The following is a 25,489-nucleotide window of genomic DNA, read 5'->3' as shown; positions in this document are numbered from 1 at the left end:
CTGCACACCTACAATCACCACCGCGGACACACCGCGCTGAAAGGGCAACCACCCGCCAGCCGCGTCCCCAACCTCACGGGTCAGTACAGCTAGCCGGTCACCCGGCCGCCCACAGGTCACCCACCGGAGCACGGGCACGTACCATGGCCGCATGTCGTTCCTCCGCCGCCGCAGCGCGACCCCTGCCGGACCCGACTTCGACGTGCTGGCCATGGACCCGGGCGACTGGCCCGGCAATCTCGGCGCGGGCCTGCTGCCCGCCCCCGACGGCACCTGCCAGGGCGTCTTCCTGCGCTACGACCTGTTCGGCGGACGCGGCCCCGCCATGATCATCGGCAATCTCCCGGAGGGCTCCCCGGCCCGCGACGTCGCCGAGGACGAGATCCCCTTCGAGGTCGGCCAGCTGCTGCTGGCGCTGGAGAACGACGAGGACGTCACCGTGGTCGGCACCGAGGACACCCCGGTGCTCCAGGGCGACAACCTCCTCATCGTGCGGCGGCTGAAGCTCTCGGAGAGCCGGATCTCCTGCGTCCAGTTCGACCGCAGCGACGGCGTCCTCGTGACCATCGCCGCCTGGGACCGGCCCATCACCGACGACCTGTACGCCCTGCTGAAGCCGCTCCCGGCGGAACTGTTCCAGCAGGGCTGACACCCACAGGCCCTAGCGGGCCCCGTCCCCGACCGTCACGTCCGCGGCCCGGACGAAGGCGACCCGGTGGCCGTACTGGATCTCGTAGTACCGGTCCCCGCCCGTCACCACCCGGTGCCCGTCCGGGGTGAAGGTGACCGCGTAGTAGTACTCGCCCGGCACCTCGTCACCGACCACGTACCGCTGCCCGGCCGGGACCGTGTACGGCAGCGGCACCACCGACTGGGCGGGCACACCCTGCGGGTAGGCCGCCTTCTCCGGATAGGCACGGCCGTACACCGGGACGCTCGCCAGACCCTCGCGCGGGGTCACCACCAGGCCCCTCGCGGGCACCGCCGTGCGCTCGCCGGCCGGGTCGCGGAACCAGGCCTTCTGCCCGAGGTACCAGATGGCCGTCCAGTCGCCCCAGCGGTCGGCCACCGCGTACTGCTGGCCGGTGGAGACCCGCGAGGACAGATCGTTCACCCCGTCGGTCGGGTCCGTCCTCAGGCCGATGTCCCTGACCAGCGGCGCGTTCTCGTCGTGGTCCGTGTACAGCCGCACCTCACCGGAGCCGTGCGCGGGGCAGGGCTCGCCCTTCGCGGCGCAGCCGGTGTACACGGGCCGGTTCGCGTCGTAGTCCGGCAGCACCGTCAGCACGCCCGAGCGCGGTCCGGCCGTGGGCCGCAGCGGCCGGCCCAGCAGCCGGAAGTAGTGCCGCCAGTCCCAGTACGGGCCGGGGTCCGTGTGCATCCCCGGAAGGGTGGAGGCGGTCGGCCCGGGCACGTTGTCGTGGCCCAGGACGTGCTGCCGGTCCAGCGGGATGCCGTACGTCCTGGCCAGGTACCGCACCAGCCGCGCCGAGGAGCGGTACATCTCCTCCGTGTACCAGGCGTCCGGAGCGGCGAGGAACCCCTCGTGCTCGATGCCGATGGACCGGGCGTTGACATCCCAGTTGCCGGCGTGCCAGGCCACGTCCTTCGCCTTCACATGCTGGGCGATCAACCCGTCGGTCGAGCGAATCGTGTAGTTCCACGACACATAGGTGGGGTCCTGGATCAGGTGCATGACCCCTTCCCAGGAACCCTCCGTGTCATGGATGACGATGTACTTGATCCGCTGGGACGCCGGGCGGTCGCCGAGGTCGTGGTTGCCGTAGTCGTTGTCCCCGAACTCCTCGTAGGGCGCGGGGACCGAGGTGCACGCGACCGACCGGGGGCACTCGGTCCCGTCCGCGGGCAGGGTGCGCAGGCCCGCCGCCCGCAGCCGCCCGGTGTCCGGGCGCACCCCGGGCCGGGCGGCCAGGGTCACCAGCTGGCCGTCGTCCGTGACCCGTTCCTCGCCGCCGCGCAGCACGCCGTACACGTCGTCGGCGTACGCGGCGGCGGTCGCCGTGTCGTCGGCCCCGGAGAACCGGGCCACCGCGCCGTACCAGTCGGCCGGGTCGGCGCTCGCCGGTGCGCCCAGCTCCTTTTGCGCGGCGGCGAGCAGTGCGGCGCCGCCGGCCACGTTCGCCGCCGGGTCCGCGCGCAGCCGCGCGGCCGGGATACCGGTCAGCTCCGCGGCCCGCGGCAGCGTCCGCAGTCGCGCCGGGACCGCCGAGGGCGCCGGCGCCCCGGCCGTGGGGTGCGGCGCGGGACGGGCGGTGTCGCCGCGGGCGTCCTCCGTGCCGTGGGCGAAGTGCTCCGTGGCGGCGAGCGCGGTGCGGGCGTCGGTGAGGTGCATGGGGCCGTAGCCACCGGTCACGCTGGGCGCGCCGCCGTGCCGGTCCCAGCGGGACTGGAGATAGGAGACGGCCAGCAGCAGGCTCTGCGGTACGTCGTAGTCGGCCGCCGCGGTGGCGAACGCCTGTTGCAGGCGGTGCGCGGAGGAGTCCGGGGCGGGGTGGGCGGGAGCCGCGCCGAGCGGGGACAGCAGCAGGGCCGCGGAGGCGAGCGGGACGACGGCCCGCAGCGGGCGTCCGGGGCCGGCCGGGGCCGGGGGAGCGGTGGCGGGTCCTCGCAAGGCGGCCTCCAGTGAAGGGCGGGACGTGCGGCGCCGGGCTGGGTCAGTGGTACCGGCTGTCCGACGTCCCGTCAATGAGGCCGACAGGAGGGCGACTTCCCACGTCGTGGAGGGCTCGCGACGAGTTTCGCGGGGGTGTGGTCCGGGCCTGCGGGGCGTCACTGGCGTACACCACTGGCCACCGCCCCGGCCCGCACGAAAGGTCCGCGGTGCGCCACCGCTCGGGGCGCACCGCGGACCGCCCCCCCGTCAGCGGGTGCCGACCGCCGCGCGTACCGCCTTGCGGGCGAGCTGACAGTCGTCGTGCAACCGCCGCAGCAGCAGCCGCTGTTCCTCGCCGGACGACATGGCGCCCGGCTGTGCCGCGCCGGGGACGGGCGGGGTCGCCTCCCGCATCGAACGCTGCACGGCCGTCTCGACGGTGCGGATCTCCCGGGTCAGCAGCAGCATCAGGTTCACCAGGAAGGCGTCCCGGGAGGCCGGGCCCGCCGACTGGGCGAGCTGACTGATGTGCCGCCGGGCCACCGGAGCGGCGTCCCCGAGGGCCAGCCACAGCGTCGCCAGGTCGTAGCCCGGCAGGTACCAGCCCGCGTGCTCCCAGTCCACCAGCGCCGGACCGGCCGGGGACAGCAGGATGTTGGACAGCAGGGCGTCGCCGTGGCAGAACTGGAGCATGCCGTGCCGGCCCACCTCGTGGGCGATGCCGTGCAGCAGTTTCTGCAGGTCGCCGAGGTCCCGGTCGGTGAGCAGGCCCAGCTCGTGGTACCGGGAGATCCGGGCGGCGTAGTCCAGCGGCATGTCGAAGGTGCCCGCCGGGGGCCGCCAGGCGTTCACTCGGCAGATCGTGCCGAGCGCGGCCCGGATGTCCGCGCGCGGCGGTGCCTCCATCGGATGCCGCTGCGACGCCACCGGGCGGCCCGGCAGCCGTTCGATCACCAGCGTGCAGTTGTCCGGATCCGCCGCGATCAGCCTCGGCACCCGCACCGGCGGCCGGTGCCGGACGAACGAGCGGTATGCGGCTATTTCCTGACGGCTCCGCTCCACCCAGGCGGACGAGTGGTCCAGGAGGCACTTGGCGACCGCCGTCCCGCGTCCCGTCGTCCCCACCAGGAGGACCGACCGCCCACTCTGCCGCAGCACCTGCACCGGGGCGAACTCCGGGCAGATCCGGTGCACCGAGGCGAGCGCGGTCCGCAGCCGTGCGCCCTGCGGGCCGGACAGGTCCAGTCGCCCGCTGAGCGGCTGGGTCCCGGGCCGGCCCGGGACCCGCCGGGGCCGGACCACCCCCGGCACGGGGACGCCCGGACGCGCCACCGGGTCCAGGTACGGCCCGCCGCCCGCGGGACGGGAGCGCAGCGGCCGGACCGGGGCGGACACGGAGGACGATGCTGCGTACATGGGAAAGACAGATCCCTTCGTGTGCCTGCTGTGCCTGCCTGTACGTCCGCACGCCGAACGCGTGCTCGCGGGGGCGTGCCCCGTGAGCGTGGTTCGGGAGCGTGCGCCCACCCGACCCGGCCCTCCGGGCACACCCTGGGGAATGTGCCCGGCATGTGCGACCGGACGGCCGTCACCGGGAGGTGGCGGACCGGGTCGGGGTGGCGCTTTCCTACCTGACACCCGATGGCCGGTGGCACACCATCTGGCGGACCCTGGCGAACCGTGGCGAATAGTCGCCCGGCAACCCGCACCCGGCTACTGTCAACTCAGCCGAGAACCTGGGGGCTTGACGTGAGCGGACGACCCAACACCCGCCTTTCGGACCTGTTCGGCCTGGCCGGCTGGACGAAGGGCGAACTCGCGAGGCAGGTCAACCGGCAGGCGGCGGCCATGGGCCACTCCCAGCTGGCGACCGACACCTCCCGGGTACGGCGGTGGATCGACATGGGAGAGATCCCGCGCGATCCCGTGCCGCGGGTGCTGGCGGCCCTGTTCACCGAGCGTCTCGGCCGTGTCGTGACCATCGAGGACCTCGGTCTGGTACGGCAGGGGCGTGCGGGGAAACGGCAGGGCGACGGGATCGAGGAACATCCCGACGGCCTGTCCTGGCCGCCCGAGCGGACCGCCGCGGTCCTCACCGAATTCACGGGAATGGACCTCATGCTCAACCGACGCGGCTTGGTGGGCGCGGGTGCCGCGCTCGCCACGGGATCCACACTCAGCGGTGCCATGCACGACTGGCTGCACACCGACCCGGCCCTGAGGGCCGATGCCCCTGTTCTCGACGACCCCTTGCACGCCGACCCGGCCGGGTTCGACCGGTACGAGGCCGCTCCCGTCGGATCCCAGGAGATCGAGGCGCTGGAGCGCTCGGTCGAGGTGTTCCGGGCGTGGGACGCGGCCCGCGGCGGCGGGCTCCAGCGCAAGGCGGTGGTGGGCCAGCTCAACGAGGTGGGCGGCATGCTCGCCTACCACCATCCGCCCCACCTCCAGCGGCGCCTGTGGGGCGTCGCCGCCAACCTCGCCGTCCTGGCGGGCTGGATGTCGCACGACGTCGGCCTGGAGCCCACGGCGCAGAAGTACTTCATGATCGCCGCGCACGCCGCCCGGGAGGGCGGTGACCGGCCGCGTGCCGGGGAGGCGCTGTCCCGGGCGGCCCGGCAGATGGTGCACCTCGGCCGCCCGGACGAGGCCCTGGACCTGATGAGGCTCGCCCGGTCCGGTGCGGGGGACCGCCTCCAGCCGCGTACGAAGGCGATGTTCCACACCATCGAGGCCTGGGCGCAGGCGTCGATGGGCAAGGGGCAGGCGATGCGCCGCACGCTCGGGCGGGCGGAGGACCTGTTCGTCGTCGACCGGCAGGACGCGGCGACGCCGGACTGGATGCAGACCTTCAAGGACGCCGACCTGTACGGCATGCAGGCGCTGGCCTACCGCACCCTGGCGGAGTTCGACCCGGGCGCGGCCGAACACGCCCGGCACTACGCGCAGAAGGCCCTGGCCCTGCGGGTGGACGGGCGGGAGCGCTCGAAGATCTTCGACCATCTGTCCATGGCGTCCGCCTGCTTCATCGCCGACGACCCCGAACAGGCCGACCGTTACGCGCGGCTGGCCCTGATGGCGATGGGCTCGAACTCCTCGCGTCGCACCTGGGACCGGCTGCGGCAGATGTACCGCCTGACCGCGCAGTACGCCGGTTCTCCGAAGATCCAGCAGTTGCGGGAGGAGATCAGCGTCTCCCTGCCCGAGCAGCGGGCGGGGACGGCCGGCGCCGGCGTACAGGCGTAGGGCCCGCGCGCCGTCCGGTCCGGCGGGCCGGCTGCCGGCCCGCGGTGGTGAAGCGTCAGGCGGTGGCCGTCGTCATGCGGTGACCTTCGCGGCGAGCACGCACGCGTCGTCCTCGCGCCCGGGTCCGCCGAACTCCTCGACGACCGTGCGCACACAGTCCCGCGCGGTGTGCGCGGGGCCGAACCGGGGGGCGAGGCCGAGCAGCCGGTCCGCGGCCGCCGTCCCGTCGTGCTCGGGAAGCAGGGTACCGGTGTGCAGCAGGAGCAGGTCGCCCGGTCGCAGGGTGACGGCGGCCTCTTCGTAGACGCTGCCCGAGGAGGCGCCGAGAGGAGTGCCGTCCGGTGCGTCGAGCAGGCGCCCCGTCCCGTCGCGGTACAGCAGCGGGGCGGGGTGTCCCGCCCGCGCCCAGACCAGGGTGCGGGTCGTGGGCCGGTAGCGGCAGCAGACGGCGCTGCCGAGGGCGGGCTGCGCGGCGGTGTCGAGCAACCGGTTCAGCAGGGTGAGCAGCCGGCCGGGCCGGGTCCCGGCCATCGCCATGCCGCGTACGGCGCCGAGCAGCATCGCCATGCCGGAGGCGACCGCCTGCCCGGTGAGACCGCCCGCGGTGAGCAGGGTCTGGCCGTCGGCGAGGTCCAGCGCGTCGTACCAGTCGGCGCCGATCAGGGTGGCGGTCGCGGCCGGGAGGCGGTGGGCGGCCAGGTCCAGGGTCACCGGCCCCTGGTGCGTAAGCCGCAGGGAGCCGTGCCAGGGCGGCAGCACGGCTTCCTGTAACTCCGCCGCGATCCGGTGCTCGGTCCGCTCCCGCCGGCGGTGCCGGTGCAGCGAGTCACGGGTCTCGCTCACCGTCCGCTGGCTGCGGCGCAGTTCGCTGACGTCGCGGAGCACGGCCCACATGGAGGTCGTGCCGCCGTCGGCGCCGAGCACGGGTTCGCCCATCATGTGGACGGTCCGCACGACGCCGTCGGGGCGTACGACGCGGAACTCGCCGTCGATGGGCCTCGCGTCGACCAGGCAGGCCGTCACCATCTCGGTGAGTTTCGGCCGGTCCTCCTCCGGCACCAGGCCGGGCAGTTCGTCCAGGGTGAGGGCGGGGCGGGCCGGGTCGAGGCCGAGGATCCGGTACAGCTCCGCGGACCAGGTGGCCTCGTCCGTCAGCAGGTTCCACTCGGCGCTGCCGACGCGGCTGAGCAGCGAGCCGTCCTGGGCGGCCGGTGCCGGCGGGGTCCGCTCGGCCGGCGGTCCGTCCCGCAGCTGGGCCAGGTGGGCGTCCACGTCGTTCAGTTGGTGCAGGGCGAGGTCGTACAGCGCACGCTGCCAGCGTTCCTCGGGGTCCGCGCCGTCGACCCGGGTGCCGCGGCGTACGGCGTCCACGTCGCCCTTGAGCCGCCGCGTCTGCGTGATCAGCGCCTCGACCGAGCCGCGGCCGGGCGGCTGGGCGGCTGGGCGGTCCGCGGAGACTGGGGACGGCATGAGCACTCCGGAATGGGGGGACGGTACGGCGGGCGGCGGTGGGGGACCGTTACGACTCTTGCACAGCCCGCGACGGCCTGTAAGGGATTTGGCAACACACGATACGGTGGTGCCTCAGGCATATGCCAGGGTCCTTGAAGAGGCATCGAAGGGGACGAACGGCCGTACTCGTCGCGCCGGTCAAGTCGTAGGCTGGGTACGCGAGTTGGGTGAGACGGGCGGTCCGGTCCCGGTGTTCGCGCGGATGTTCGCCGACATCGCGTTCCGTGAAGCGGCCGAGCGGCCGGTACCTGCCGAATTCTGACCGGAATTGACGCCATGTGAGGGGCCCGCGCGGACTCCTTATGAGCATGGACACCACCGTCGCACAGCTCGCCCACGCCCGCCTCGTCGCCGCAGGGGACCAGGAGGTCCCGGTGCCCGCCACGCTCCGGTACACCGCGGACGACCCGCTCGCGGTGTACCTGGACTTCCCCGCCGAGGCCGCCCTGCACGGGGAGGAGGTCACCTGGACCTTCGCCCGCTCCCTGCTCGACGAGGGGCTCGGGGCCCCGGCCGGCCACGGGGACGTACGGATATGGCCCTACGGCCGCACCCGGACCGTCATGGAACTGCACTCGCCGCACGGCATGGCCCTGCTGCTCTTCCGGGCGGCGGTGCTGCGGGGCTTCCTCGGGCGCACGTACGAGGTGGTGGCGAGCGGCGAGGAGGACGTGTCGGGGGTGGTGGAGCGGGGGCTGAGCGCGCTGTTCGGGGGCGTGTGAGCCGGTCCGGCGGCGCCCCGGTGCCCCGCTCGCGCGGCCGTGGGCGTCAGCGGCCGGGCCGGGCGTACAGGTCCGGGCGGGGGGCCGGTTCGACCGGCACCCGGGTGCCGGTCTCCAGGGACCGCACGCCCGCCTCGGCGACCACGGACGCGGCGTAGCCGTCCCAGGCGCCCGGACCGGTGACCTCGCCGCGCCGGGTGGCGTCGACCCAGGCCTGCACCTCGCGGTCGTAGGCGTCGGCGAACCGGACGAGATAGTCCCGCGCCACCTCCTCGCGGGCGCCGTCCGGGGTGGTGACCACCATGGTGTGCGCCTCGCCGATCCGCGCGCTGCCCGCCTCGCACACGGCCTCGCAGCGGACCTGGTAGCCGAAGCCGCAGTTGACGAACACCTCGACGTCCACCAGGGCCCCCGACTCCGTTTCGAACAGCACGAACTGCGGGTCGAGCAGGCCCTCGGGCGCGCGCGAGGACGGCGCGGGCCGCAGCACGGTGACCGCCGTCAGCTCCTGCCCGAGCAGCCACCGGGCCGCGTCGATCTCGTGCGACACCGAGCTGTTGACGAGCATGGCGCTGGTGAAGTGGCCGGGGGAGGAGGCGTTGCGGTGCGTGCAGTGCAGCATCAGGGGCCGGCCCAGGGCGCCGTCGTCCAGCAGCGCCTTCAGCCGCCGGTACTCCGCGTCGTAGCGGCGCATGAAGCCGATCTGCGCCAGCCGGCGGCCGAGCGCCGCCTCGGCCTCCACCACCCGCAGGGCACCGGCGGAGTCCGGCACCATGGGCTTCTCGCACAGCACCGGCAGCCGACGATCGAAGGCGGCGAGCAGGGCCTCCTCGTGCGCGGGGCCCGGGGACGCGATCAGGACCGCCGCCACGCCGGGCGCGTCGAGCGCGGCCAGCGGGTCGGTGTGCACCGTGACCCGGTCCAGCCCCGCCGCCGCGGCCTCGGCCCGGGCGAGGTCGGGATCGGCCACCGCCGCCACCCTGGCGCCGCTGACCACCCGGTCGAGGCGCCGAATGTGGTCCGCTCCCATGTGTCCGGCACCCAGTACCGCCACACCCAGCAGCTCACCCATGCGCACGCTCCCTTACGCCGACGATCACGCCGTAGCGTACGCGGCGCGCGGGGAGAGCGGGCCGGGAGCGGCGCGGTGCGGCGGCGCTCCGGCTTCGCGCCGCCGCGGGCGGGGGTCCCTCAGTACCGCAGCACCCCGGCGATGCCGTTCGCGTCGGCCAGCGTGCCGTCCGGGACGAAGCGCACGTCGGCGCCGGTCTCCAGGCACCGCTCGACGATCTCGTCCACGATGTCGTCACGGGCGTCCAGGTCCCCGGACTCGGCCGGCTCGAGGTGGTCACCGGTCTCGCGGACGGTCGTGCGGTAGTTCTCCTCGACGGCCAGCAGCCGGACGCGGCCGTCCCGGGCGCTCTGCCACAGCTCGTCCACCCCGGCGGCGTAGGCCCTGCGCCCGCGTGCCGCGGTGAGTTCGCGCGCGACGGACGCGGCGGTGCGGCGGGACTCCTCCTCCAGGACCGGCCGGACGGCCTGCCACACCGCCTCCGGACCGGCGTGGGCGAGCCCGCCGTGCGGCACCGGCACGGCGCACCGGGCGACGCTGCCGGCCTCCTCCATCAGGGACAGCGCCGCCTGCTCGCCGGTGAGGTACAGCGGCCGGGGCCGGGCGCGCAGGACCCTGTCCATGGCGGCGTCCGCGTCGCGCAGGAACCGGCGCGTGTCCTCGTCGCGGAAGGTGCTCGGCTGGTCGCCGATCCGCATCAGCCGCTCGGCGTCGAAGTTCTCCCGGGCGCGGATCAGCGGGAAGCCGCCTGTGCGGTCCTCGACGACCCGGCCGGCGCCGCCGCTCCACAGCGTGACGCGGTCGGCGGAGAGCGACAGCACCCAGAAGGGCCGCTCGGCGGCGTGGGCCGAGACCAGGTTGCGGGTGAGGAAGGTGTCCGACAGCACCACCCGCTCGGGTACGGGGCGGGCGAGGGACCACACCTGGTGCTCACCCGGCGCGGCGAAGATCACCAGACCGTCCTCGGGATGGGTCAGGTCCACCTCCGCGAGGGCGCGGTCGAGTTGTGCCTCGACGTCGGCACGCCGTTCGCGGGTGACGGCGGGGTCGGACTCCAGGCGCCGGCGCGCCTCGGTCAGCGCGTTGCGCAGCCGGACCTGGTCCTGGCCGTCGCCGCGCTGCCGGCGGTGCGTCGGGGTCAGCACGGAGACCGCCGGATAGGGGCGCGGGCGGCGCAGTTCGGCGAGGGTCGCGGGACTCAGTGCGTGCTCCATGACAGCACGATAGGGCGGAATCACCATTACGGCATTCGGGGTAATCCGGACTTCGGTGGTCCCGGTGCGGTTTCTGATCGCGAAGACGTAACACGTCGTTTACTTGAGGAAGTCTTTGCCCGTGGCCGGTTCCTGTCGGCTGGTCTGCGGCAACGTGCGGATCCGCGGATTTCGCTGAGGCAAAACGCGGCCGAAACCGTCGCGCGGATACCCGTCCCGTGTTTCCGGCGCGTTGACTCGGCCGGACGCCCGAGGGACTCTCGATATAGATGCTCGATACAACTGGTTTGCCCGGCGGGCCCCCCGTACCCGAGGAAGACGCAGGTGAGCGGTGGTCCGCCGGCGGCCGGAGGCAGGAGGTAGCGCATGTGCGGCATCACCGGATGGGTCTCCTTCGACCGTGATCTGACCACGGAGGCCGCCGCTCTGGACGCGATGACCGAGACGATGGCCTGCCGGGGCCCGGACGACCGCGGCACCTGGACCGAGGGCCCCGCCGCACTGGGGCACCGCCGGCTCGCCATCATCGATCTGCCCGGCGGCCGTCAGCCGATGTCCGTGCCCACACCCGAGGGCACCGTCGCCCTGGTCTACTCCGGCGAGGCGTACAACTTCACCGAGCTGCGCCGGGAACTCACCGACCGCGGCCACCGGTTCACCACCGACTCCGACACCGAGGTGGTGCTGCACGGCTATCTTGAGTGGGGCGACGCGATCGCCGAACGGCTCAACGGCATGTACGCGTTCGCCGTGTGGGACGGCCGGCGGGACAAGCTGGTGATGATCCGCGACCGCATGGGCATCAAGCCGTTCTATTACTACCGCACCCCGGACGGCGTCCTGTTCGGCTCCGAGCCCAAGGCGATCCTCGCCAACCCGCTGGCCCGGGCCCGCGTCACCCTGGACGGCCTGCGCGAGCTGTTCGTCATGATCAAGACGCCGGGGCACGCGGTCTGGGACGGCATGGCCGAGGTGGAGCCCGGCACCGTCGTCACCGTCGACCGCTCCGGCCTGTCCACCCGTGTGTACTGGCGCCTGGAGACCCGCCCGCACACCGACGACCGCGACACCACCATCGCCACCGTGCGCTCGCTCCTCGACGACATCGTGCGCCGCCAGCTGGTCTCCGACGTGCCGCGCTGCACCCTGCTCTCCGGCGGTCTCGACTCCTCCGCCATGACCGCGCTGGCCGCCCGGCAGCTCGCCGTCCACGGCGAGAAGGTGCGCAGCTTCGCCGTGGACTTCGCCGGCCAGGCCGACAACTTCGTCGCCGACGAACTGCGCGGCACCCCCGACACACCCTTCGTGCACGACGTGGCCCGGCTCGCCGGCACCGAGCACCAGGACATCGTGCTCGGCACCGACGCCCTCTCCGACCCCGGCGTCCGCGAACGGGTGATCCGGGCCCGCGACCTGCCGTCCGGCCTCGGCGACATGGACAGCTCGCTGCTGCTGCTCTTCCGCGCGATCCGCGAGAAGTCCACCGTCGCCCTGTCCGGCGAGTCCGCCGACGAGGTCTTCGGCGGCTATCTGCAGTTCTTCGACGAGGAGGCGCGCCACGCCGACACCTTCCCGTGGCTGGCCACCATGGGCCGCCACTTCGGCGAGGACGCCGATGTGGTGCGTGCCGACCTGGCCAAGGCCCTCGACCTCGAAGGTTATGTGGCCGACGGCTACCGCACCGCCGTCGCCGGTATCGACCGGCTGGACGGCGAGAGCGACTTCGAGTACCGGATGCGGCGGATGAGCCATCTGCACCTGACCCGCTTCGTGCGCCTGCTGCTCGACCGCAAGGACCGCATGAGCATGGCCGTCGGCCTGGAGGTCCGGGTGCCGTTCTGCGACCACCGGCTGGTCGAGTACGTCTACAACACGCCGTGGGCCCTGAAGTCCTTCGACGGCCGGGAGAAGAGCCTGCTCCGGGAGGCGACGGCGGACCTCCTGCCGAAGTCGGTGTACGACCGGGTGAAGAGCCCCTACCCGTCCACCCAGGACCCCGGGTACGCCCGCGCGATCCAGGAACAGGTCAAGGAACTGCTGGCCCGGCCCTCCCACCCCGTGTTCGACCTGCTCGACCGGGACCGGGTGCGGGAGGCCTCCGAACGCGACACGCCGGTCAGCACCCAGGCGGCCCGGCGCGGCCTGGAGCGCGCCCTGGACCTCGCCGGGTGGCTGGACCTGTACGCGCCCGAGCTGGTGCTCGGCTGAGCCGGTCGCTCAGTCCAGCCCGATGATCCGGTCGGCGTCCCGTGCCGTCGGCTGCCACCAGGTGGTCACCGGCTCCCAGACGAGCACCTGCCGGCCGGTGCCGAGCCGCCCGGGGCCGAAGGAGCGGCCCCAGTGCGCGGCCGAGGCCGCCACCGTGACCGAGTCCGCCCGGCGGGCCTCGGGGTCCGCCGGATCGGCGATGGTCCGCACGGCGGCGTAGGCGGTGCCGCCCGCCGCCAGCCGGAGATCGCCGGTGCCGCCCTCGGGCAGCGGCAGCGCGGCCCCGTCCAGGTCGCCGAAGGTCACCGTGGGCACATGGTCGACGAGGCAGGCGCGGGCGGTGTGGTTGGTGACGCTGACCCGCAGCACGGTCGGGTGGCCGGTGGCGGCCTTCGCCAGGACCGTCAGCGCCTGCGCGGCGCAGCGGGCGGGCCGTTCGTGACCGGCGGCGGCCTGGCTCTGCGGCGCGGTCAGCAGCAGGGCCGCGGCGGCGGCCGAGGCGGCGGCGGATACGGCGGTGGCGGCACGGAAGCGCATGGGATGTCCCCCTGTCGTGGTCGGGAGCGGGTGCGGCGGCCGGAACCCGCCTGCCCTGTGTGACGGCCGGCAGGCCCGGGGGGTTGCCCCGGTCCGCGGCCGTCACCCGGCCGTGGCACGCGGCACCGGGCGGCGGCGGGTGCGCGGTGGTCAGCCGGCGCCCTCCGGGCCGGTGGCCGGGGGAGCGTCCGCGGGGCAGGAGCCCCCGCCGGCCGGCAGCGTGCCGTAGAGCAGGAAGTCATTGACCTTGTGGTGCACACACATGGAGGAGGAGTACCCGGTGTGGCCCTCGCCCTTGTTGTCCAGCACCACCGCCGAGGGGCCCAGCCGACGGGCCGTCTCCACGGTCCACCGGTACGGCGTCGCCGGGTCCCCGCGGGTGCCCACGAGCAGCATCTTCGCCGTGTGCACGTCCTTCACCCGCTCGCGGATGAAGTCGGTGCCCGCGGGCCGGCCGTAGCACAGCAGCAGCTGGGTGAGCCGGTAGCGGCCGAAGACCGGCGAGGCGTGGTCGTACGCGGCCCGCAGCGTGCGCATCTCCTCGGTGAGCCGGGCCGCGTCGGGCCGGTCGGGGTCGTCCGCGCAGTTGATCGCCATCAGCGCGGCCGGCAGGTTGTCCGCCGGGATGTCGGCGGCGTCGGTCAGCCCGCCGTGCGCGCGGTGCCGGTCGCGGGGCGCCGGGCCGGCGGGGTCCGCGGGGGAGCGGTCGTCGTGCGGGAGGACGATGCCGCCCGTGGCGAAGCCCAGGACCCGGCGGGTGTCGCCGTCCTCCACCAGCGAGGCCAGCGCGCGTTCCAGCGAGGGCCACGACTGCCTGTTGTACAGGCCCTGCCCGAGGGCGCCCACCAGGTCCTGGCCGCCGAACGAGCCGCCGAGGCCCGTCGGCACCGGGTCCCGGTCGAGCGCGCGCACCAGCCGGATCACCTCGTCCCCGGCCCGGCGCCGGTCCTGCCCGAACGGACAGCCGGCATCCGTCGTACACCAGTCCAGGAAGTCTTCCAGTGCCGTCTGCTGTCCCTCGGCACCCGCCAGTCCCTGCTCGGCCGGCGACTCGGTCAGCGTGTCCACGCCGTCCAGGACGAGCCGGCCGACCCGGTCCGGGAACTGCGCCGCGTAGACCGCGCCGAGCCGGGTGCCGTAGGAGAACCCGAGGTAGTTGAGCTTCCCGTCGCCGAGCGCCTGGCGGATGACGTCCAGGTCGCGGGAGGCGTTCACGGTGCCGATGTGGGGCAGCACCGGACCGGAGTTGCGGGCGCACTCCTCGGCCACCTGCCGCAACTGCCGGAACAGTGCCCGCTGCCGGCCGGCACCCGGGTCCCGTTTCGGCACCGCGGGAACCGGGGCACCGCCGTCGCCGCAGCTGACGGGGGAGGAGCGGCCGACGCCGCGCGGGTCGAAGGTGACCACGTCATAGCCGTTGGTGAGGTCCATGAACTGCCGTCCCCCGGAGGCCAGTTCCGGGATGCCGGCGCCGCCCGGGCCGCCGAAGTTGAGCAGCACCGAGCCGTGCGAGGGGCCCGTCGCGCGGTAGCGGGCCAGCGCCACGTCCAGGGTCCCCGCGCCCGGCCGGGCGTAGTCGAGCGGGACGGTGACCTTCGCGCACTGCAGGTCCTCCGGCATGTCCGGGCCCGGGCAGGCGGCCCACACCGCCTGCTGCCGGTAGAAGCGGGTCAGGTCCGGCTGCGGCCGGCCGGCGGCGGCCGCGGGCAGCCCCGCCCCGAGCAGCGCCAGGGCGAGCACCGAGGCGCCCGCGCAGCGCCGCACGGCGGACCGTGTGGACAGCATGGCCAGCATCGATCGCCTCCCGGGACGCGTCGCCACGGACCGGGGACGGCGCCCTCGGATCACCATAAGCGGGCCCCTTCAGGCCCGCCTCCCGGCGGGCGGAACGGCACCCGCCGCCGTATCCTGCGCACCCTGTGTGTCCGTTGCTGATCATCCGGCGGCTTCGCGGGCGGTTCGACAATGCCGCTCGATGGGATGAAAGGCGCGGTGCTCGTCGCGGCGGGTGCGTCCCGGACTTGTTGGCCGAGGTGACGGCACCGCTGCCCATGAGGGGCGGGGACACGAGGCGGACGGGCGTCCCGGTCGCTGCTGCCCGTGACGGTGCCCGTGCGGCGGCCGCCCCCCGGGCCGCCGGCTCAGGCGACGGCGTCGGACCACGAGGCGCGCGGACACCCCTGCCGCCACTGCCGCGACGGTGACCACATGGAGGTCGGGCGCCCCCGGCCCCGGGCCGCTCACGCGGAAGGCACCGCCTCCCGTGACCGTACGGAGTCCACACCATCCCCTCCGCCGGAGCGGGCCGGTGCCGTGCGCGCACCCCGGCGCCCGTCGGCCGATCTTCCCATGGCGTCGCCCCCGATGATCCGGAAGGATGCTGCGGGCGGCCGGCCGAGGGCCGTGCCGTACGGCAAGCCCGACCCCGACGGAAACGGAGCGCACCGATGACCTCTGCGGCCCCCCAGGACCTCGTCGTCACCCAGGCCACCCTCGCCGACTGGCCGGTGATCAGCGGGTGGGCGGCGGCGGAGGGCTGGAACCCCGGGCTGTCCGACGGGCCCGCGTTCTTCGCCCAGGACCCCGACGGGTTCTTCCTCGGCCGGATCGACGGGGAACCGGTCTCCGCGATCTCCGTGGTGAACCACGGCCCCGGCTTCGCCTTCCTCGGCTGCTATCTGGTCCGTCCCGGCCTGCGCGGCCAGGGACACGGCCTGACCACCTGGAAGACCGCGCTGGCGCACGCCGGGAACCGCACCGTCGGCCTGGACGGAGTCGTCGCCCAGCAGGACAACTACCGCCAGTCCGGCTTCCGGTTCGCCCACCGCACCATCCGGTTCACCGGCCCCGCCCCCGCGGCCGAGCCGCCCGCCGGCGTCCGCCCGGCCGGCCCCGCCGACCTCGCCGCGATCACCGCCTACGACAGCGCCTGCCACCCCGCCGACCGCCCCCGGTTCGTCGCCGCATGGCTCACCGCGCCCGGCCACCAGGCCGTCGTCCGGGAGCACGAGGGCCGCCTGACCGGTTACGGCGTGCTCCGCCCCGGCCACGACACCCTGCGCATCGGCCCCCTCTTCGCGGACACCGCCGCCGACGCCCGGGCCCTGTTCGCCGCCCTCACCGCCGACGTGACCGGCCGGGAGATCGCGATCGACGTGCCCGAGCCGAACGCGGCCGGCACCGCCCTCGCCGAACAGGCGGGCCTGCGGCCCTCGTTCGAGACCGCCCGCATGTACACCGGCCCGGTGCGCGCCCACGCCCGGGAGCGGGTGTTCGGCGTCACCACGCTCGAACTCGGCTGACCCTCAGCCGAGTCGGGGCCGCCCGGAGTGGTAGCGGCGATGCAGCTCCCGCACCTCGTCCACCAGTTCCGGCACCGGCCCCGCCACGGTCACCCCGGGTGCGACGTCCCGCACCGGCAGGGTCCGCACGGGCGGTGCGGGCACGTCCAACTCGGCGAGCAGGGCGGACAGTTGCTCGGAGGAGACGATGTACACGATCCGGCCGAGCCCCACCCAGGCGTGCGCCGCCGCGCACATAGGGCAGTGCTCACCGGAGGTGTAGACGGTCGCCGCCGCCCGCTCCTCGGGCGTCAGGCGGGCCGCCGACCAGCGGGCCAGCTCGAACTCGGGGTGCCGGGTGTGGTCCCCGCCCGCCACCCGGTTGCGGTCCTCCGCCAGCACGGTGCCGTCCCCGGCCACGAGCACCGACCCGAAGGGCTGGTCACCGGCATCGAGCGCCTCCTCGGCCAGCTCCACACAGCGGCGCAGATACCGCAGCTCGGCGTCGCGCACCATCGGCTCAACCTCCATACGTCATGATCCCCGGCCGGGCAGGTTACGGCCACCGCCCCCCGCTCGGCCAGCGCCTTTGCCACGGGGGCAACGGCACGCCGCCCGGCCGGGAAGGCGCGCCGGCACCCGGCCGAACCGGCGGCGATCCCCGCGCGGCGACCGTGGCCCGCGACGAGGCCGTCACGTCGGCGTCGCCGGGCCCGGGGGAGGGCCCGCTCCCGCCCTCGCTCCCGTCAGGACGCCGGGACCGTCCTCTGCGGTGTGTTCCAGCCGGAGACCCGCACGCGCGGCGCCGAGCCGCGCAGATCGGCGGTCCGGTAGGCGGCGGTCAGCGTCACCGACTCGCCCGGCCACAGGCTCACCTGGTTGTCCGACCAGCGCACCGGCAGCACCGGCCTGCCGTCCGCGCCCACCACGTCGACGTCCGTCAGCAGCGCCGGAGTCGTCCCGCCCCCGCCGCGCCGCAGGGTCACCGTGGTGGTCGACACGCCCCCCGACGCGCGGGTGACCGCGGTCGCCGACACCGGCACCCGGGCCATCGAGGCCAGCCCGGTGAGGTCGGCGTACTCCGTCGTCGGGGTGTAGTACCAGGTGGTGTCGCTCCAGTCGAGGGTGTCGGGCCGGGTGGAGAGCCAGTACACGTTCCGGCTCACCTCCTTGCCGTCCGCGTCCGTCAGCACCAGCCGCAGCAGATGGGTGCGCGACTCCCCGTCCACCGAGGCCGGCAGGGTCAGCGCGGTGGCGTGCGCCCCGCCGCCGTCCACCGTCACCCCGCCGGCGCTCTCGTCGTACCTGCGGGTGCCGTCGGGGTCGAACAGCGTGGCCCGTGCGGTGAGGCCCCGGGCGGCGGCGGTGCGGTTGTTGACCACCACGACGGAGCGGTCGTCGTAGGAGAACTGCACATGCAGCGGCTCGTTCGCCTTCTTCGCGCCGAAGTAGGCGCCGTTCTGATCCAGGTAACGGTCCGTCAGCTGCCAGTGCAGGGACGGCCAGCCGCTGTTGAACATCCAGTGGACGACCCCGGTGGCGGGCCGCTCGGCGTCGGTCGCGTTGCGCCGGTACGCCTCGAACTGGGCGCGCACGGTCTCGTACTGGGCGAGCTGGGCCTTGCGCACATAGTCGGCGAGGCCCGTCGGGGCGCCGTAGCGGCCGGCGAGCGCCTCGTCGTAGATCTTGAGCGTGCCGAAGGTGACGGACGGCGAACGGTGGTACTGGCGGGCGTCCGGGTCCTTCCACAGGGAGTCGAGCTCGGCCGGTGTCATCATCCGGCGCAGGGTGTCGAGGGTGGGGATGCTCGGGCCCGCGCTGGTCTCGGAGTTGAAGCCGGTGGCCCCGCCCTCCTGCTTGGCATACCAGTAGCCGGGCGGCACCCAGTCGTAGGGGCCCGTCATCCTCATGCCCGAATCGCCGAGCCGCGGGGAGGACGTGTCGGAGGCGGCGGGGACCACGGGGACGGGCCAGTCGGCCGCCTCCAGGGCGTCCAGGTAGCCCCGCTCGATCGTGGCGTCCGGCGCGGCGTCGCTGCCGATCAGGAAGGACAGCACGCTCGGGTGGTCGCGCAGCCGGGCGGCCTCGGCGGCCATGGACGCCTTCGCCACGGCGTGGTCGGTGCCGGACCACCGCTCGCCGGACCCGTTGGGGTTGACGTGGCCCTCCCACTTGTCGCAGCACTCCCAGCCCGGCAGGGCGAGCAGGCCGTAGCGGTCGGCGAGGTCGAAGAACTCGTCCGGCTCCAGGTGGCCCTCCAGGCGGAGGGTGTTCAGACCCAGGTCCAGGGCGTACTTCAGACGGTCCTCGGTGTAGGCGCGGTCCCAGCGCTGGAACTCGTCCGGGGACCAGCCGCCGCCCTTGACCAGCAGCGCGCGGCCGTTGACGCGGTACTGGCGGGCGCCGTCGGAGTTCAGCGGGGCCCGCACGTCGCGGATGCCGAAGGTCTCGTGCGCGGTGTCCGACGGCGTGCCGGCCACGGTGGCGGTGAGGTCCAGGTCGTACAGCGGCTGCCCGCCCATCCCGGCCGGCCACCACACCCTGGGCCGGGTGAGACGCAGACCGGGGACGTCGGCGGGGGAGAAGGAGAGCGTCTTCGACTCGTGCGCGCCGAGCGTCACCGTCCGGGCGAACCGGGTCCCGCCGGCACTGCCGGTGACCTCCGTGGTGACCGCGCTGCCCGTGTCGTTGCGGACCTGGGCCCTGACCGTCAGGTCGGCGGTGGCGAGCGAGGGCACCGCCAGCCTGGTGACCACGTGCGCGTCGCGCAGCGCGACCGGCCCGCCCCGGCGCACCAGGACGTCCCGGACCAGCCCCATGTTCCGGTCGGGCGGAGGCTGGAGCCAGTCCAGCCAGCCCATGGTCAGGTCGCGGTTGGGGTCGTTGGGCCGCACCCGGAAGGCGACCGTGTTGGTGCCCCGCCTGACCAGCGAGGTGATGTCCAGCTCATGGCGGGTGTACGCGCCGGTGACCCGCGAGGCCGGTGCCACCAGGCGGCCGTTCACATACACGTCGGCCGCCGAGACGACGCCGCTGAAGTCCAGGAAGGTGCGCCGCGTGGTGTCCTCGACCGCGAAGTCCGAGCGGTACCACCACGGCACCTGGAAGTCGGCCCGCGGGATCTGCCGCTGGTTGGTGGAGCGGAACGGGTCGGCGTACACGCCGTTCGCCAGCAGCGCGGCCAGCACGGTGGAACGGGGACCCGCCGGATACCAGTTCTGCGCCGGATAGCCGGGGGAGGACACGGCCGCCGCCGGGTCGCCCACCTTCGCGGCGGACTGGATGGCATAGCCGGACAGCGCGGTGGCGGTGCCCGCGGCGGAGGGCACGGGCGTGATCCGTTCGGGCCGGCGGGGCTCGGTCGTCTCCCCGCGCCCGGCCCAGGCGCCGGTGGTCAGGGCGCCGCCCAGGGCGAGAAGCGCCGCGGCGGCCAGGGGGAGCCGGCGGGTGGGGCGAGGGAACACGGCGGTCTCCAGCCTCGTAAAGTTAGGAAACTTTACTAACCTTGGTCACGCTAGGTCGCGCCCCGGACACTGTCAACGAGCCTCGCGGAGACCGGCACGGGACGCCGCCAACCTGGGCAGGATCGTTTCCCCGCCGTGGGTCCGACAGCGGGCCAGTCGCCGCCGGGCGCATCGGCCACCCGTCGTGTCAGGAGTCCCCATTGTCCGGTACCCCGCCCCCCACCGGTGGTTTCGCCCGCCGTGTCGGCCTGTTCCAGGCGACGGCGATCAACATGAGCCAGATGTGCGGCATCGGTCCGTTCGTGACGATCCCGCTGATGGTCGCCGCGTTCGGCGGCCCGCAGGCGGTCATCGGCTTCGTCGCGGGTGCGGTCCTCGCCCTGTGCGACGGGCTGGTCTGGGCCGAGCTGGGTGCCTCCCTGCCCGGCTCGGGCGGCAGTTACGTCTATCTGCGCCAGGCCTTCCGGCACCGCACCGGCCGCCTGATGCCCTTCCTGTTCGTGTGGACGGCGATGCTGTTCATCCCGCTGATCATGTCCACGGGTGTGGTCGGCTTCGTCCAGTACCTCGGCTACCTCGCCCCCGGCCTCGGGCGGACGGCCGGTGACCTCATCGGCCTCGGCGTGATCGCCCTGGCGGTGCTCCTGCTCTGGCGCGGCATCGAGCACATCGCCCGGATCACGGCGGTGATGTGGGCCGTGATGATCGCCTCCGTGCTGCTGGTGATCGTCGCCGCGGCCACCCACTTCAGCCCCCACATGGCCTTCACCTACCCGGCGGGCGCCTTCCATGTGATGAGCGACCACTACTGGCCCGGTTTCGCCGCGGGCCTCACCATCGGCATCTACGACTACCTCGGCTACAACACCACCGCCTACCTGGGCGCCGAGATCAAGGACCCCGGCCGGACCCTGCCGCGCTCCGTGCTCTTCTCGATCCTCGGCATCATGGCGATCTACCTGCTGCTCCAGATCGGCACGCTCGGCGTGGTCGACTGGCACCGGATGACCGACCCGCACGACATCGCCTCCACCTCGGTGGCCTCCGCGGTGCTGGAGGACACCTGGGGCAGGGCGGCGGCGGACACGGTGACGGCGCTGATCCTCGTCACCGCGTTCGCCTCCGTCTTCACCGGCCTGCTCGGCGGCTCCCGGGTGCCCTGCGACGCCGCCCGCGACCGCGTCTTCTTCCGCCCCTACGGCAAGCTGCACCCCAGGCACCGGTTCCCGGTGTACGGCCTGGCCACCCTGGGCGTGATCACCGCCGCCGGCTTCCTGCTCGGCCGCCACACCGACCTCGCCACCCTGATCCAGCTGCTCACCACGGTGATGGTGATCGTGCAGGCGCTGGCCCAGATCGTCGCGCTGACGGTCCTGCGCCGGCGCCGCCCGGACCTGCCCCGCCCGTACCGGATGTGGCTGTATCCCGTGCCGAGCGTGGTCGCCTTCACCGGCTGGTGCGTCATCTACGGCTACGCCGACCGCAACTCCCCGGGCCGCCGTCCCGTCGAGTGGTCCCTGGCCTGGCTGGCCCTCGGCTGCGTGGCCTTCCTGGGATGGGCGCGGCACGAGAGCATCTGGCCGTTCGGCCCGAAGGAGACCGGCGAGGACGTCGACGCGACGCCCAACGCCCTCGAAATGGGCTAGAGTCACGGACACCGAATCCCCGGCCGGACCCCGCTCCGCCGGGGACGCTGTCGTTCATGACAGAGAACATGACCGCGGACCTCGCCGTCCGCCCCGCGACCTCCGACGACCGGCCCGCCGTGGAACGGCTGTGGCTGATGTTCCGTCACGATCTCTCCGAGTTCCGGGGCGGCCTGCCCGCCGCCGACGGCTCCTTCCGGAGCGAATGGGTGACATCCGCCTTCACCGGACCCGGCTGGGTGCCGTACCTGCTGATCTGGGACGACCACCCGGCCGGGCTGGCGTTCGTCCGCGGGCTCGACGGGCCGGTACGCATACTGAACAGCTTCTTCGTGGTGCGCGGTGCCCGGCGCCGGGGCATCGGGCTGCGGGCCGCGCGCGAGGTGCTCACCCGGCACCCCGGACGCTGGGAGATCGCCTTCCAGGACGACAACCCGGCAGCCGTGCGGTTCTGGCCACGGGTCGCCGCGGACCTCGCCGGCGAGGCCTGGACCCGGGAGCAACGGCCGGTGCCGGGCCGGCCGGAGCTGCCGCCGGACGTGTGGATCTCCTTCACCGTGCCGGCCGGGCCCGGCGCGGACCTTTGACCCCCGGGCGGTCGCCTCGCCACCCTGAGCGGCACGGTACGGCGGGACGGAGGGGACGCACCGCCTCGGTGCCGCGCGGCGACGAACCGAGGAAGCCATGACCGACACACCCGGTTTCGAGTACGTCCTCTACATCGCGAGCACGCCCGAGCGGGTCTGGGAAGCGCTCACCGACGCCGACCGGACGGCCGCCTACTGGGGGCACCGGAACGTCTCCGACTGGCGGCCCGGTTCCCGCTGGGAGCACGTGCGCACCGACGGCTCGGGCATCGCCGACGTGGCCGGGCGGGTGGTGGCGAGCGAGCCGCCGGTCCGGCTGGTGACCACCTGGGCGGCGCCCGGCGAGGAGGGCCGGCACTCCCGGGTCACCTTCACGATCCGGCCGCACGAGGACGTCGTCCGGCTGACCGTCACGCACGACGATCTCGGCGACGAGGGCGAGCGTGCGGCCGTCGCCTCCGGCTGGCCCGCCGTGCTGTCCAACCTCAAGACGCTGCTGGAGACGGGGCGGCCCCTGCCGCAGGAGCCCTGGCGGGTGCCGGCCGGCTGACGAGGGGGCGCGACGGCCGGTCCGCCCGGCGGACCGGCCTCGCCGTTCGCCTCCTCGCGGTGCGACGGCCCGGGCGTGCCCCCGCCCCCGGGCCGGCGCGCACCGCACCGGGGACGCGGGCCGGGGCTCCGACGGCGGTATCGCCGAAGGGCGCGGCACCGCAATGACGTTCATGTGCGGGGGACGGCCGCCGCCGGGGCATGCCCTCGCCGATCGGGGGCAAGCGGATCAGTACAACACGTACATTCCGTTCGGGCCGGTGCAGCAGGAGGTGGCCGCCGTCATGAGTGCGAGGGTGCTGGAGCGTTTTCCCGCCGGAGCTCCGCGGGGTTCATGGCCCGCGGAGGAGTTCGCCGCCGCCCGACGCGCCGAGGGCGAACCGGCGACCGTGGTGATGGACCTGAAGTCGGACGCCTTCCTCGTGGTGGTCGAGGGGCGGGAGGAGGACGGCGGGGCCTGAGTCCCCGCCCGGGCCCCGGAACCCCGCCGCCGCGGACCGCGCGGGTCCGCGATGCGAGAACGGCCGGGATCTCCTTGACGGTTGTCGCGGGCTGCTGCCACGATCGATGGCATGACCATGCGACTGGACCTCACGCGGCGACGCCACGTCGATCTCGCGCGCGTCTCCAGCGCCTGCTGTCGCGCCGCGGTCTGATCCGCCGCCCCCTTCCCTCTCCTCCGGGCCTCCGGCACACCGGGATCCCCGTCGTCCCCTGACGGGTGAGGTGTGCCCGACGTCCCGTCGAGTGGTTCCGCAACAGGGGTTCCGCGTGCCCGGTCCGGCTCGGGAGGCGGTGCTCCCGACCGACTTCTCCCCGGGCGTCCGGCTCGCGTACGGCCGTCCGGCGCACCTCAGAAACGAGACACCCATGGCCACCGTCCTGTCCGTCTCCGGCAGCCCCTCCGCCTCCTCCCGCACCAATCTCCTGCTGCGCCACCTGGACCGGCGGCTCGTCGCCCAGGGACACGAGGTGATCCCGCTCGACGTCCGCGCCGTCCCGGCCGAGGCCCTGCTCGGCGCGGACTTCCGGCACCCCGCCGTCGTCGAGGCCACCGAGCTGTTCGCCCGCGCCGACGGCGTCGTGGTCGGCACCCCCGTCTACAAGGCGTCGTACTCCGGCGTCCTCAAGGCGCTGCTGGACCTGCTCCCGCAGTACGCGCTCACCGGCAAGACCGTGCTGCCGCTGGCCACCGGCGGCTCCACCGCACATGTCCTCGCCATCGACTACGCCCTGCGGCCGGTGCTGAACTCCATGGGCGCCGCACACATAGTCCAGGGCTGGTTCACCCTCGACACGGACATCACCGTGCGGGAGGACGGCTCCCTGGCCGTCGCACCGGCCACCGCCGAGGCCCTGGGGCAGGTGGTGGACCAGTTCGCCGCCGCCCTGGACCGCACGCCGGCGCTGGCGGCCACGGCGGGCTGAGCGGCCGCCGGCCCCGCCCGCGGCCGGCGGCGGGGAGGCGCGTGCCGGTGCCGCCGGGTGCCGGGCTGCCCGCGCGTTCCGTGCCGCCGCCCGTCGGTCTCTCACGCGCCGGGCACGCCTGATCCCGCGCCGGGGCCGCCGGCCCGCCGACGCCGGCCCCGCCGCCGCACACCCGCACCCCGGGCCCGCGGGCACGCACGCATCCACCCACCCCACGGACCCCAGCGATCGGAGACCCTCCGTGTCCCTCACCTTCCACTGGTTCCTGCCCACCAACGGCGACAGCCGCGATGTCGTCGGCGGCGGCCACGGCACCCCGGCGACCGCCTCCGGCCGGGACCGGCCCCCGACCGTCGCCTATCTCGGCCAGATCGCGCGGGCCGCCGAGGACCTGGGCTTCGTGGCCGCGCTCACCCCGACCGGCGCCTGGTGCGAGGACGCGTGGCTGACCACCGCCATGGTCAGCCAGCACACCGAACGGCTGAAGTTCCTCGTCGCCTTCCGGCCCGGCTTCGTCTCGCCGACGCTCGCCGCGCAGATGGCGGCCACGTTCCAGCGGCAGACCGGGGGACGGCTGCTGCTCAACGTCGTCACCGGCGGGGAGAGCCGGGAACAGCGGGCCTACGGCGACTTCCTCGACAAGGACGCCAGGTACCGCCGCACCGGTGAATTCCTGCACGTCGTACGGGAGTTGTGGGAGGGCAAAAGCGTAGATCTGCACGGCGAGCACCTGCGGGTGGAGGACGCGCGGCTCAGCCGGGTGCCCGATCCGGTCCCCGAGGTCTACTTCGGCGGTTCCTCACCGGCCGCCGGGGAGGTCGCGGCCCGCTACGCCGACGTGTACCTCACCTGGGGCGAGCCGCCCGCGCAGGTCGCCGAGAAGATCGCCTGGATCCGCCGGCTCGCCGCCGGGCACGGCCGTACCCTCCGCTTCGGGATCCGGCTGCACGTGATCACCCGGGACACGGCGGAAGGGGCCTGGGCGGAGGCGGACCGGCTGCTCGCCGGGTTCGGCCAGGAGACGGTACGGGCCGTGCAGGAGGGGCTGGCCCGCAGCGAGTCGGAGGGGCAGCGGCGCATGCTCGCGCTGCACGGCGGCGGCCGGGACGGCCTGGAGATCCACCCCAACCTGTGGGCCGGCATCGGGCTGGTGCGGGGCGGTGCGGGGACGGCGCTGGTCGGCAGCCACGAGGAGGTGGCCGAGCGGATCAAGGAGTACCACGCCCTCGGCATCGACGAGTTCGTCCTCTCCGGCTACCCACACCTGGAGGAGGCCTACTGGTTCGGCGAGGGCGTCCTGCCCCGGCTCGCCGCGCAGGGCCTGTGGAGCCACCCCCACGGGCCGGCGTCCGCCGCTGCCGCGGAGGTGCCGTTCGCGATCTGACCGGCGGTGCGCGGTCGCGTGGAGC

Annotated in this window: 21 protein-coding genes; 12 read left to right on the top strand and 9 right to left on the bottom strand. The window is 74.1% G+C overall.

All coding sequences use genetic code 11. The annotated features are described in order from the left end of the window. Window positions 1-151 precede the first annotated feature (151 nt). Window positions 152-649 (top strand): hypothetical protein, encoded by a 498-nt coding sequence (locus ACZ4W9_RS31930; RefSeq protein ID WP_467941571.1) that lies wholly within the window; start codon window positions 152-154, stop codon window positions 647-649. A gap of 12 nt (window positions 650-661) precedes the next feature. On the opposite strand, the gene ACZ4W9_RS31925 is transcribed toward ACZ4W9_RS31930, so the two are convergent. Both ACZ4W9_RS31925 and ACZ4W9_RS31920 read right to left on the bottom strand, forming a co-directional pair. Beyond that, a complete protein-coding gene (locus tag ACZ4W9_RS31925; protein ID WP_467941570.1) occupies window positions 662-2,632 on the bottom strand; it encodes an N-acetylmuramoyl-L-alanine amidase in 1,971 nt (656 codons plus the stop codon). 249 nt (window positions 2,633-2,881) lie between these two features. Further along, complete coding sequence (locus ACZ4W9_RS31920; RefSeq protein ID WP_467941569.1) at window positions 2,882-4,030, bottom strand: aminoglycoside phosphotransferase family protein; 1,149 nt, start codon at window positions 4,028-4,030, stop codon at window positions 2,882-2,884. Window positions 4,031-4,363: 333 nt separating this feature from the next. Between ACZ4W9_RS31920 and ACZ4W9_RS31915 the strand changes: the two genes are divergently transcribed. Next, entirely contained in the window at window positions 4,364-5,860 is a 1,497-nt protein-coding gene (locus tag ACZ4W9_RS31915) for a DNA-binding protein NsdB (protein ID WP_467941567.1), read from the top strand. A 72-nt stretch (window positions 5,861-5,932) separates the two neighbouring features. On the opposite strand, the gene ACZ4W9_RS31910 is transcribed toward ACZ4W9_RS31915, so the two are convergent. Next, a complete protein-coding gene (locus ACZ4W9_RS31910) occupies window positions 5,933-7,330 on the bottom strand; it encodes a PP2C family protein-serine/threonine phosphatase (protein ID WP_467941565.1) in 1,398 nt (465 codons plus the stop codon). A 350-nt stretch (window positions 7,331-7,680) separates the two neighbouring features. On the opposite strand from ACZ4W9_RS31910, the gene ACZ4W9_RS31905 reads away from it, so the two are divergent. Beyond that, entirely contained in the window at window positions 7,681-8,094 is a 414-nt protein-coding gene (locus ACZ4W9_RS31905) for an SsgA family sporulation/cell division regulator (protein WP_467941563.1), read from the top strand. Between the two features lie 46 nt (window positions 8,095-8,140). On the opposite strand, the gene ACZ4W9_RS31900 is transcribed toward ACZ4W9_RS31905, so the two are convergent. Both ACZ4W9_RS31900 and ACZ4W9_RS31895 read right to left on the bottom strand, forming a co-directional pair. Then, a complete protein-coding gene (locus tag ACZ4W9_RS31900; protein ID WP_467941561.1) occupies window positions 8,141-9,166 on the bottom strand; it encodes a Gfo/Idh/MocA family protein in 1,026 nt (341 codons plus the stop codon). 119 nt (window positions 9,167-9,285) lie between these two features. Continuing rightward, window positions 9,286-10,380, bottom strand: coding sequence for a baeRF3 domain-containing protein (locus tag ACZ4W9_RS31895; RefSeq protein WP_467941559.1), 1,095 nt, complete (start codon window positions 10,378-10,380; stop codon window positions 9,286-9,288). 366 nt (window positions 10,381-10,746) lie between these two features. Here ACZ4W9_RS31895 and asnB point away from each other — a divergent pair, with 366 nt between their 5' ends. Then, window positions 10,747-12,588, top strand: coding sequence for an asparagine synthase (glutamine-hydrolyzing) (gene asnB / locus ACZ4W9_RS31890; protein ID WP_467941557.1), 1,842 nt, complete (start codon window positions 10,747-10,749; stop codon window positions 12,586-12,588). A 9-nt stretch (window positions 12,589-12,597) separates the two neighbouring features. Here the strand turns inward: asnB and ACZ4W9_RS31885 are convergent, their stop codons facing one another. Further along, complete coding sequence (locus ACZ4W9_RS31885; protein WP_467941555.1) at window positions 12,598-13,125, bottom strand: DUF4232 domain-containing protein; 528 nt, start codon at window positions 13,123-13,125, stop codon at window positions 12,598-12,600. Between the two features lie 150 nt (window positions 13,126-13,275). Next, window positions 13,276-14,919 carry an alpha/beta hydrolase gene (locus ACZ4W9_RS31880; protein ID WP_467941554.1) on the bottom strand — a complete coding sequence of 548 codons (1,644 nt, stop codon included), beginning with the start codon at window positions 14,917-14,919 and terminating at the stop codon, window positions 13,276-13,278. A gap of 653 nt (window positions 14,920-15,572) precedes the next feature. Between ACZ4W9_RS31880 and ACZ4W9_RS31875 the strand changes: the two genes are divergently transcribed. Beyond that, window positions 15,573-16,427, top strand: a complete 855-nt coding sequence (locus ACZ4W9_RS31875) for a GNAT family N-acetyltransferase (protein ID WP_467941552.1) — start codon at window positions 15,573-15,575, stop codon at window positions 16,425-16,427. A gap of 3 nt (window positions 16,428-16,430) precedes the next feature. On the opposite strand, the gene ACZ4W9_RS31870 is transcribed toward ACZ4W9_RS31875, so the two are convergent. Further along, entirely contained in the window at window positions 16,431-16,922 is a 492-nt protein-coding gene (locus tag ACZ4W9_RS31870; RefSeq protein WP_467941582.1) for a nucleoside deaminase, read from the bottom strand. Between the two features lie 230 nt (window positions 16,923-17,152). Next, a complete protein-coding gene (locus ACZ4W9_RS31865) occupies window positions 17,153-19,870 on the bottom strand; it encodes a glycoside hydrolase family 2 protein (RefSeq protein WP_467941550.1) in 2,718 nt (905 codons plus the stop codon). 200 nt (window positions 19,871-20,070) lie between these two features. On the opposite strand from ACZ4W9_RS31865, the gene ACZ4W9_RS31860 reads away from it, so the two are divergent. From ACZ4W9_RS31860 to ACZ4W9_RS31830, 7 genes are all read left to right on the top strand, one after another. Next, the gene (locus ACZ4W9_RS31860; RefSeq protein WP_467941549.1) at window positions 20,071-21,516 is read left to right on the top strand and encodes an APC family permease; all 1,446 of its coding nucleotides are present in this window, start codon (window positions 20,071-20,073) and stop codon (window positions 21,514-21,516) included. 56 nt (window positions 21,517-21,572) lie between these two features. Then, entirely contained in the window at window positions 21,573-22,103 is a 531-nt protein-coding gene (locus ACZ4W9_RS31855; RefSeq protein ID WP_467941547.1) for a GNAT family N-acetyltransferase, read from the top strand. 97 nt (window positions 22,104-22,200) lie between these two features. Further along, window positions 22,201-22,653, top strand: coding sequence for an SRPBCC family protein (locus tag ACZ4W9_RS31850; RefSeq protein WP_467941545.1), 453 nt, complete (start codon window positions 22,201-22,203; stop codon window positions 22,651-22,653). Window positions 22,654-22,936: 283 nt separating this feature from the next. After that, window positions 22,937-23,113 (top strand): hypothetical protein, encoded by a 177-nt coding sequence (locus ACZ4W9_RS31845; protein ID WP_467941543.1) that lies wholly within the window; start codon window positions 22,937-22,939, stop codon window positions 23,111-23,113. 111 nt (window positions 23,114-23,224) lie between these two features. Then, window positions 23,225-23,308 (top strand): putative leader peptide, encoded by an 84-nt coding sequence (locus ACZ4W9_RS31840; protein ID WP_358692520.1) that lies wholly within the window; start codon window positions 23,225-23,227, stop codon window positions 23,306-23,308. Between the two features lie 214 nt (window positions 23,309-23,522). Next, the gene (gene ssuE / locus ACZ4W9_RS31835; protein ID WP_467941579.1) at window positions 23,523-24,080 is read left to right on the top strand and encodes an NADPH-dependent FMN reductase; all 558 of its coding nucleotides are present in this window, start codon (window positions 23,523-23,525) and stop codon (window positions 24,078-24,080) included. Window positions 24,081-24,321: 241 nt separating this feature from the next. Further along, window positions 24,322-25,464: an LLM class flavin-dependent oxidoreductase gene (locus ACZ4W9_RS31830; protein WP_467941542.1), complete on the top strand. Its 1,143-nt coding sequence runs from the start codon at window positions 24,322-24,324 to the stop codon at window positions 25,462-25,464. The last annotated feature ends 25 nt before the right edge of the window (window positions 25,465-25,489 follow it).

This window comes from Streptomyces sp. NPDC029296, from assembly GCF_055569255.1.
Note: the sequence above shows the minus strand (reverse complement) of the source record. Positions and strands in the feature narration are given on the sequence as shown.

Coding starts and splice junctions, on each gene's coding strand:
- ACZ4W9_RS31930 (WP_467941571.1), top strand. CDS start 152: ATGTCGTTCCTCCGCCGCCGCAGCGCGACCCCTGCCGGACCCGACTTC.
- ACZ4W9_RS31920 (WP_467941569.1), bottom strand. CDS start 4,030: ATGTACGCAGCATCGTCCTCCGTGTCCGCCCCGGTCCGGCCGCTGCGC.
- ACZ4W9_RS31910 (WP_467941565.1), bottom strand. CDS start 7,330: ATGCCGTCCCCAGTCTCCGCGGACCGCCCAGCCGCCCAGCCGCCCGGC.
- ACZ4W9_RS31905 (WP_467941563.1), top strand. CDS start 7,681: ATGGACACCACCGTCGCACAGCTCGCCCACGCCCGCCTCGTCGCCGCA.
- ACZ4W9_RS31900 (WP_467941561.1), bottom strand. CDS start 9,166: ATGGGTGAGCTGCTGGGTGTGGCGGTACTGGGTGCCGGACACATGGGA.
- ACZ4W9_RS31895 (WP_467941559.1), bottom strand. CDS start 10,380: ATGGAGCACGCACTGAGTCCCGCGACCCTCGCCGAACTGCGCCGCCCG.
- asnB (WP_467941557.1), top strand. CDS start 10,747: ATGTGCGGCATCACCGGATGGGTCTCCTTCGACCGTGATCTGACCACG.
- ACZ4W9_RS31885 (WP_467941555.1), bottom strand. CDS start 13,125: ATGCGCTTCCGTGCCGCCACCGCCGTATCCGCCGCCGCCTCGGCCGCC.
- ACZ4W9_RS31880 (WP_467941554.1), bottom strand. CDS start 14,919: ATGCTGGCCATGCTGTCCACACGGTCCGCCGTGCGGCGCTGCGCGGGC.
- ACZ4W9_RS31875 (WP_467941552.1), top strand. CDS start 15,573: ATGACCTCTGCGGCCCCCCAGGACCTCGTCGTCACCCAGGCCACCCTC.
- ACZ4W9_RS31870 (WP_467941582.1), bottom strand. CDS start 16,922: ATGGTGCGCGACGCCGAGCTGCGGTATCTGCGCCGCTGTGTGGAGCTG.
- ACZ4W9_RS31855 (WP_467941547.1), top strand. CDS start 21,573: ATGACAGAGAACATGACCGCGGACCTCGCCGTCCGCCCCGCGACCTCC.
- ACZ4W9_RS31850 (WP_467941545.1), top strand. CDS start 22,201: ATGACCGACACACCCGGTTTCGAGTACGTCCTCTACATCGCGAGCACG.
- ACZ4W9_RS31845 (WP_467941543.1), top strand. CDS start 22,937: ATGAGTGCGAGGGTGCTGGAGCGTTTTCCCGCCGGAGCTCCGCGGGGT.
- ACZ4W9_RS31840 (WP_358692520.1), top strand. CDS start 23,225: ATGACCATGCGACTGGACCTCACGCGGCGACGCCACGTCGATCTCGCG.
- ssuE (WP_467941579.1), top strand. CDS start 23,523: ATGGCCACCGTCCTGTCCGTCTCCGGCAGCCCCTCCGCCTCCTCCCGC.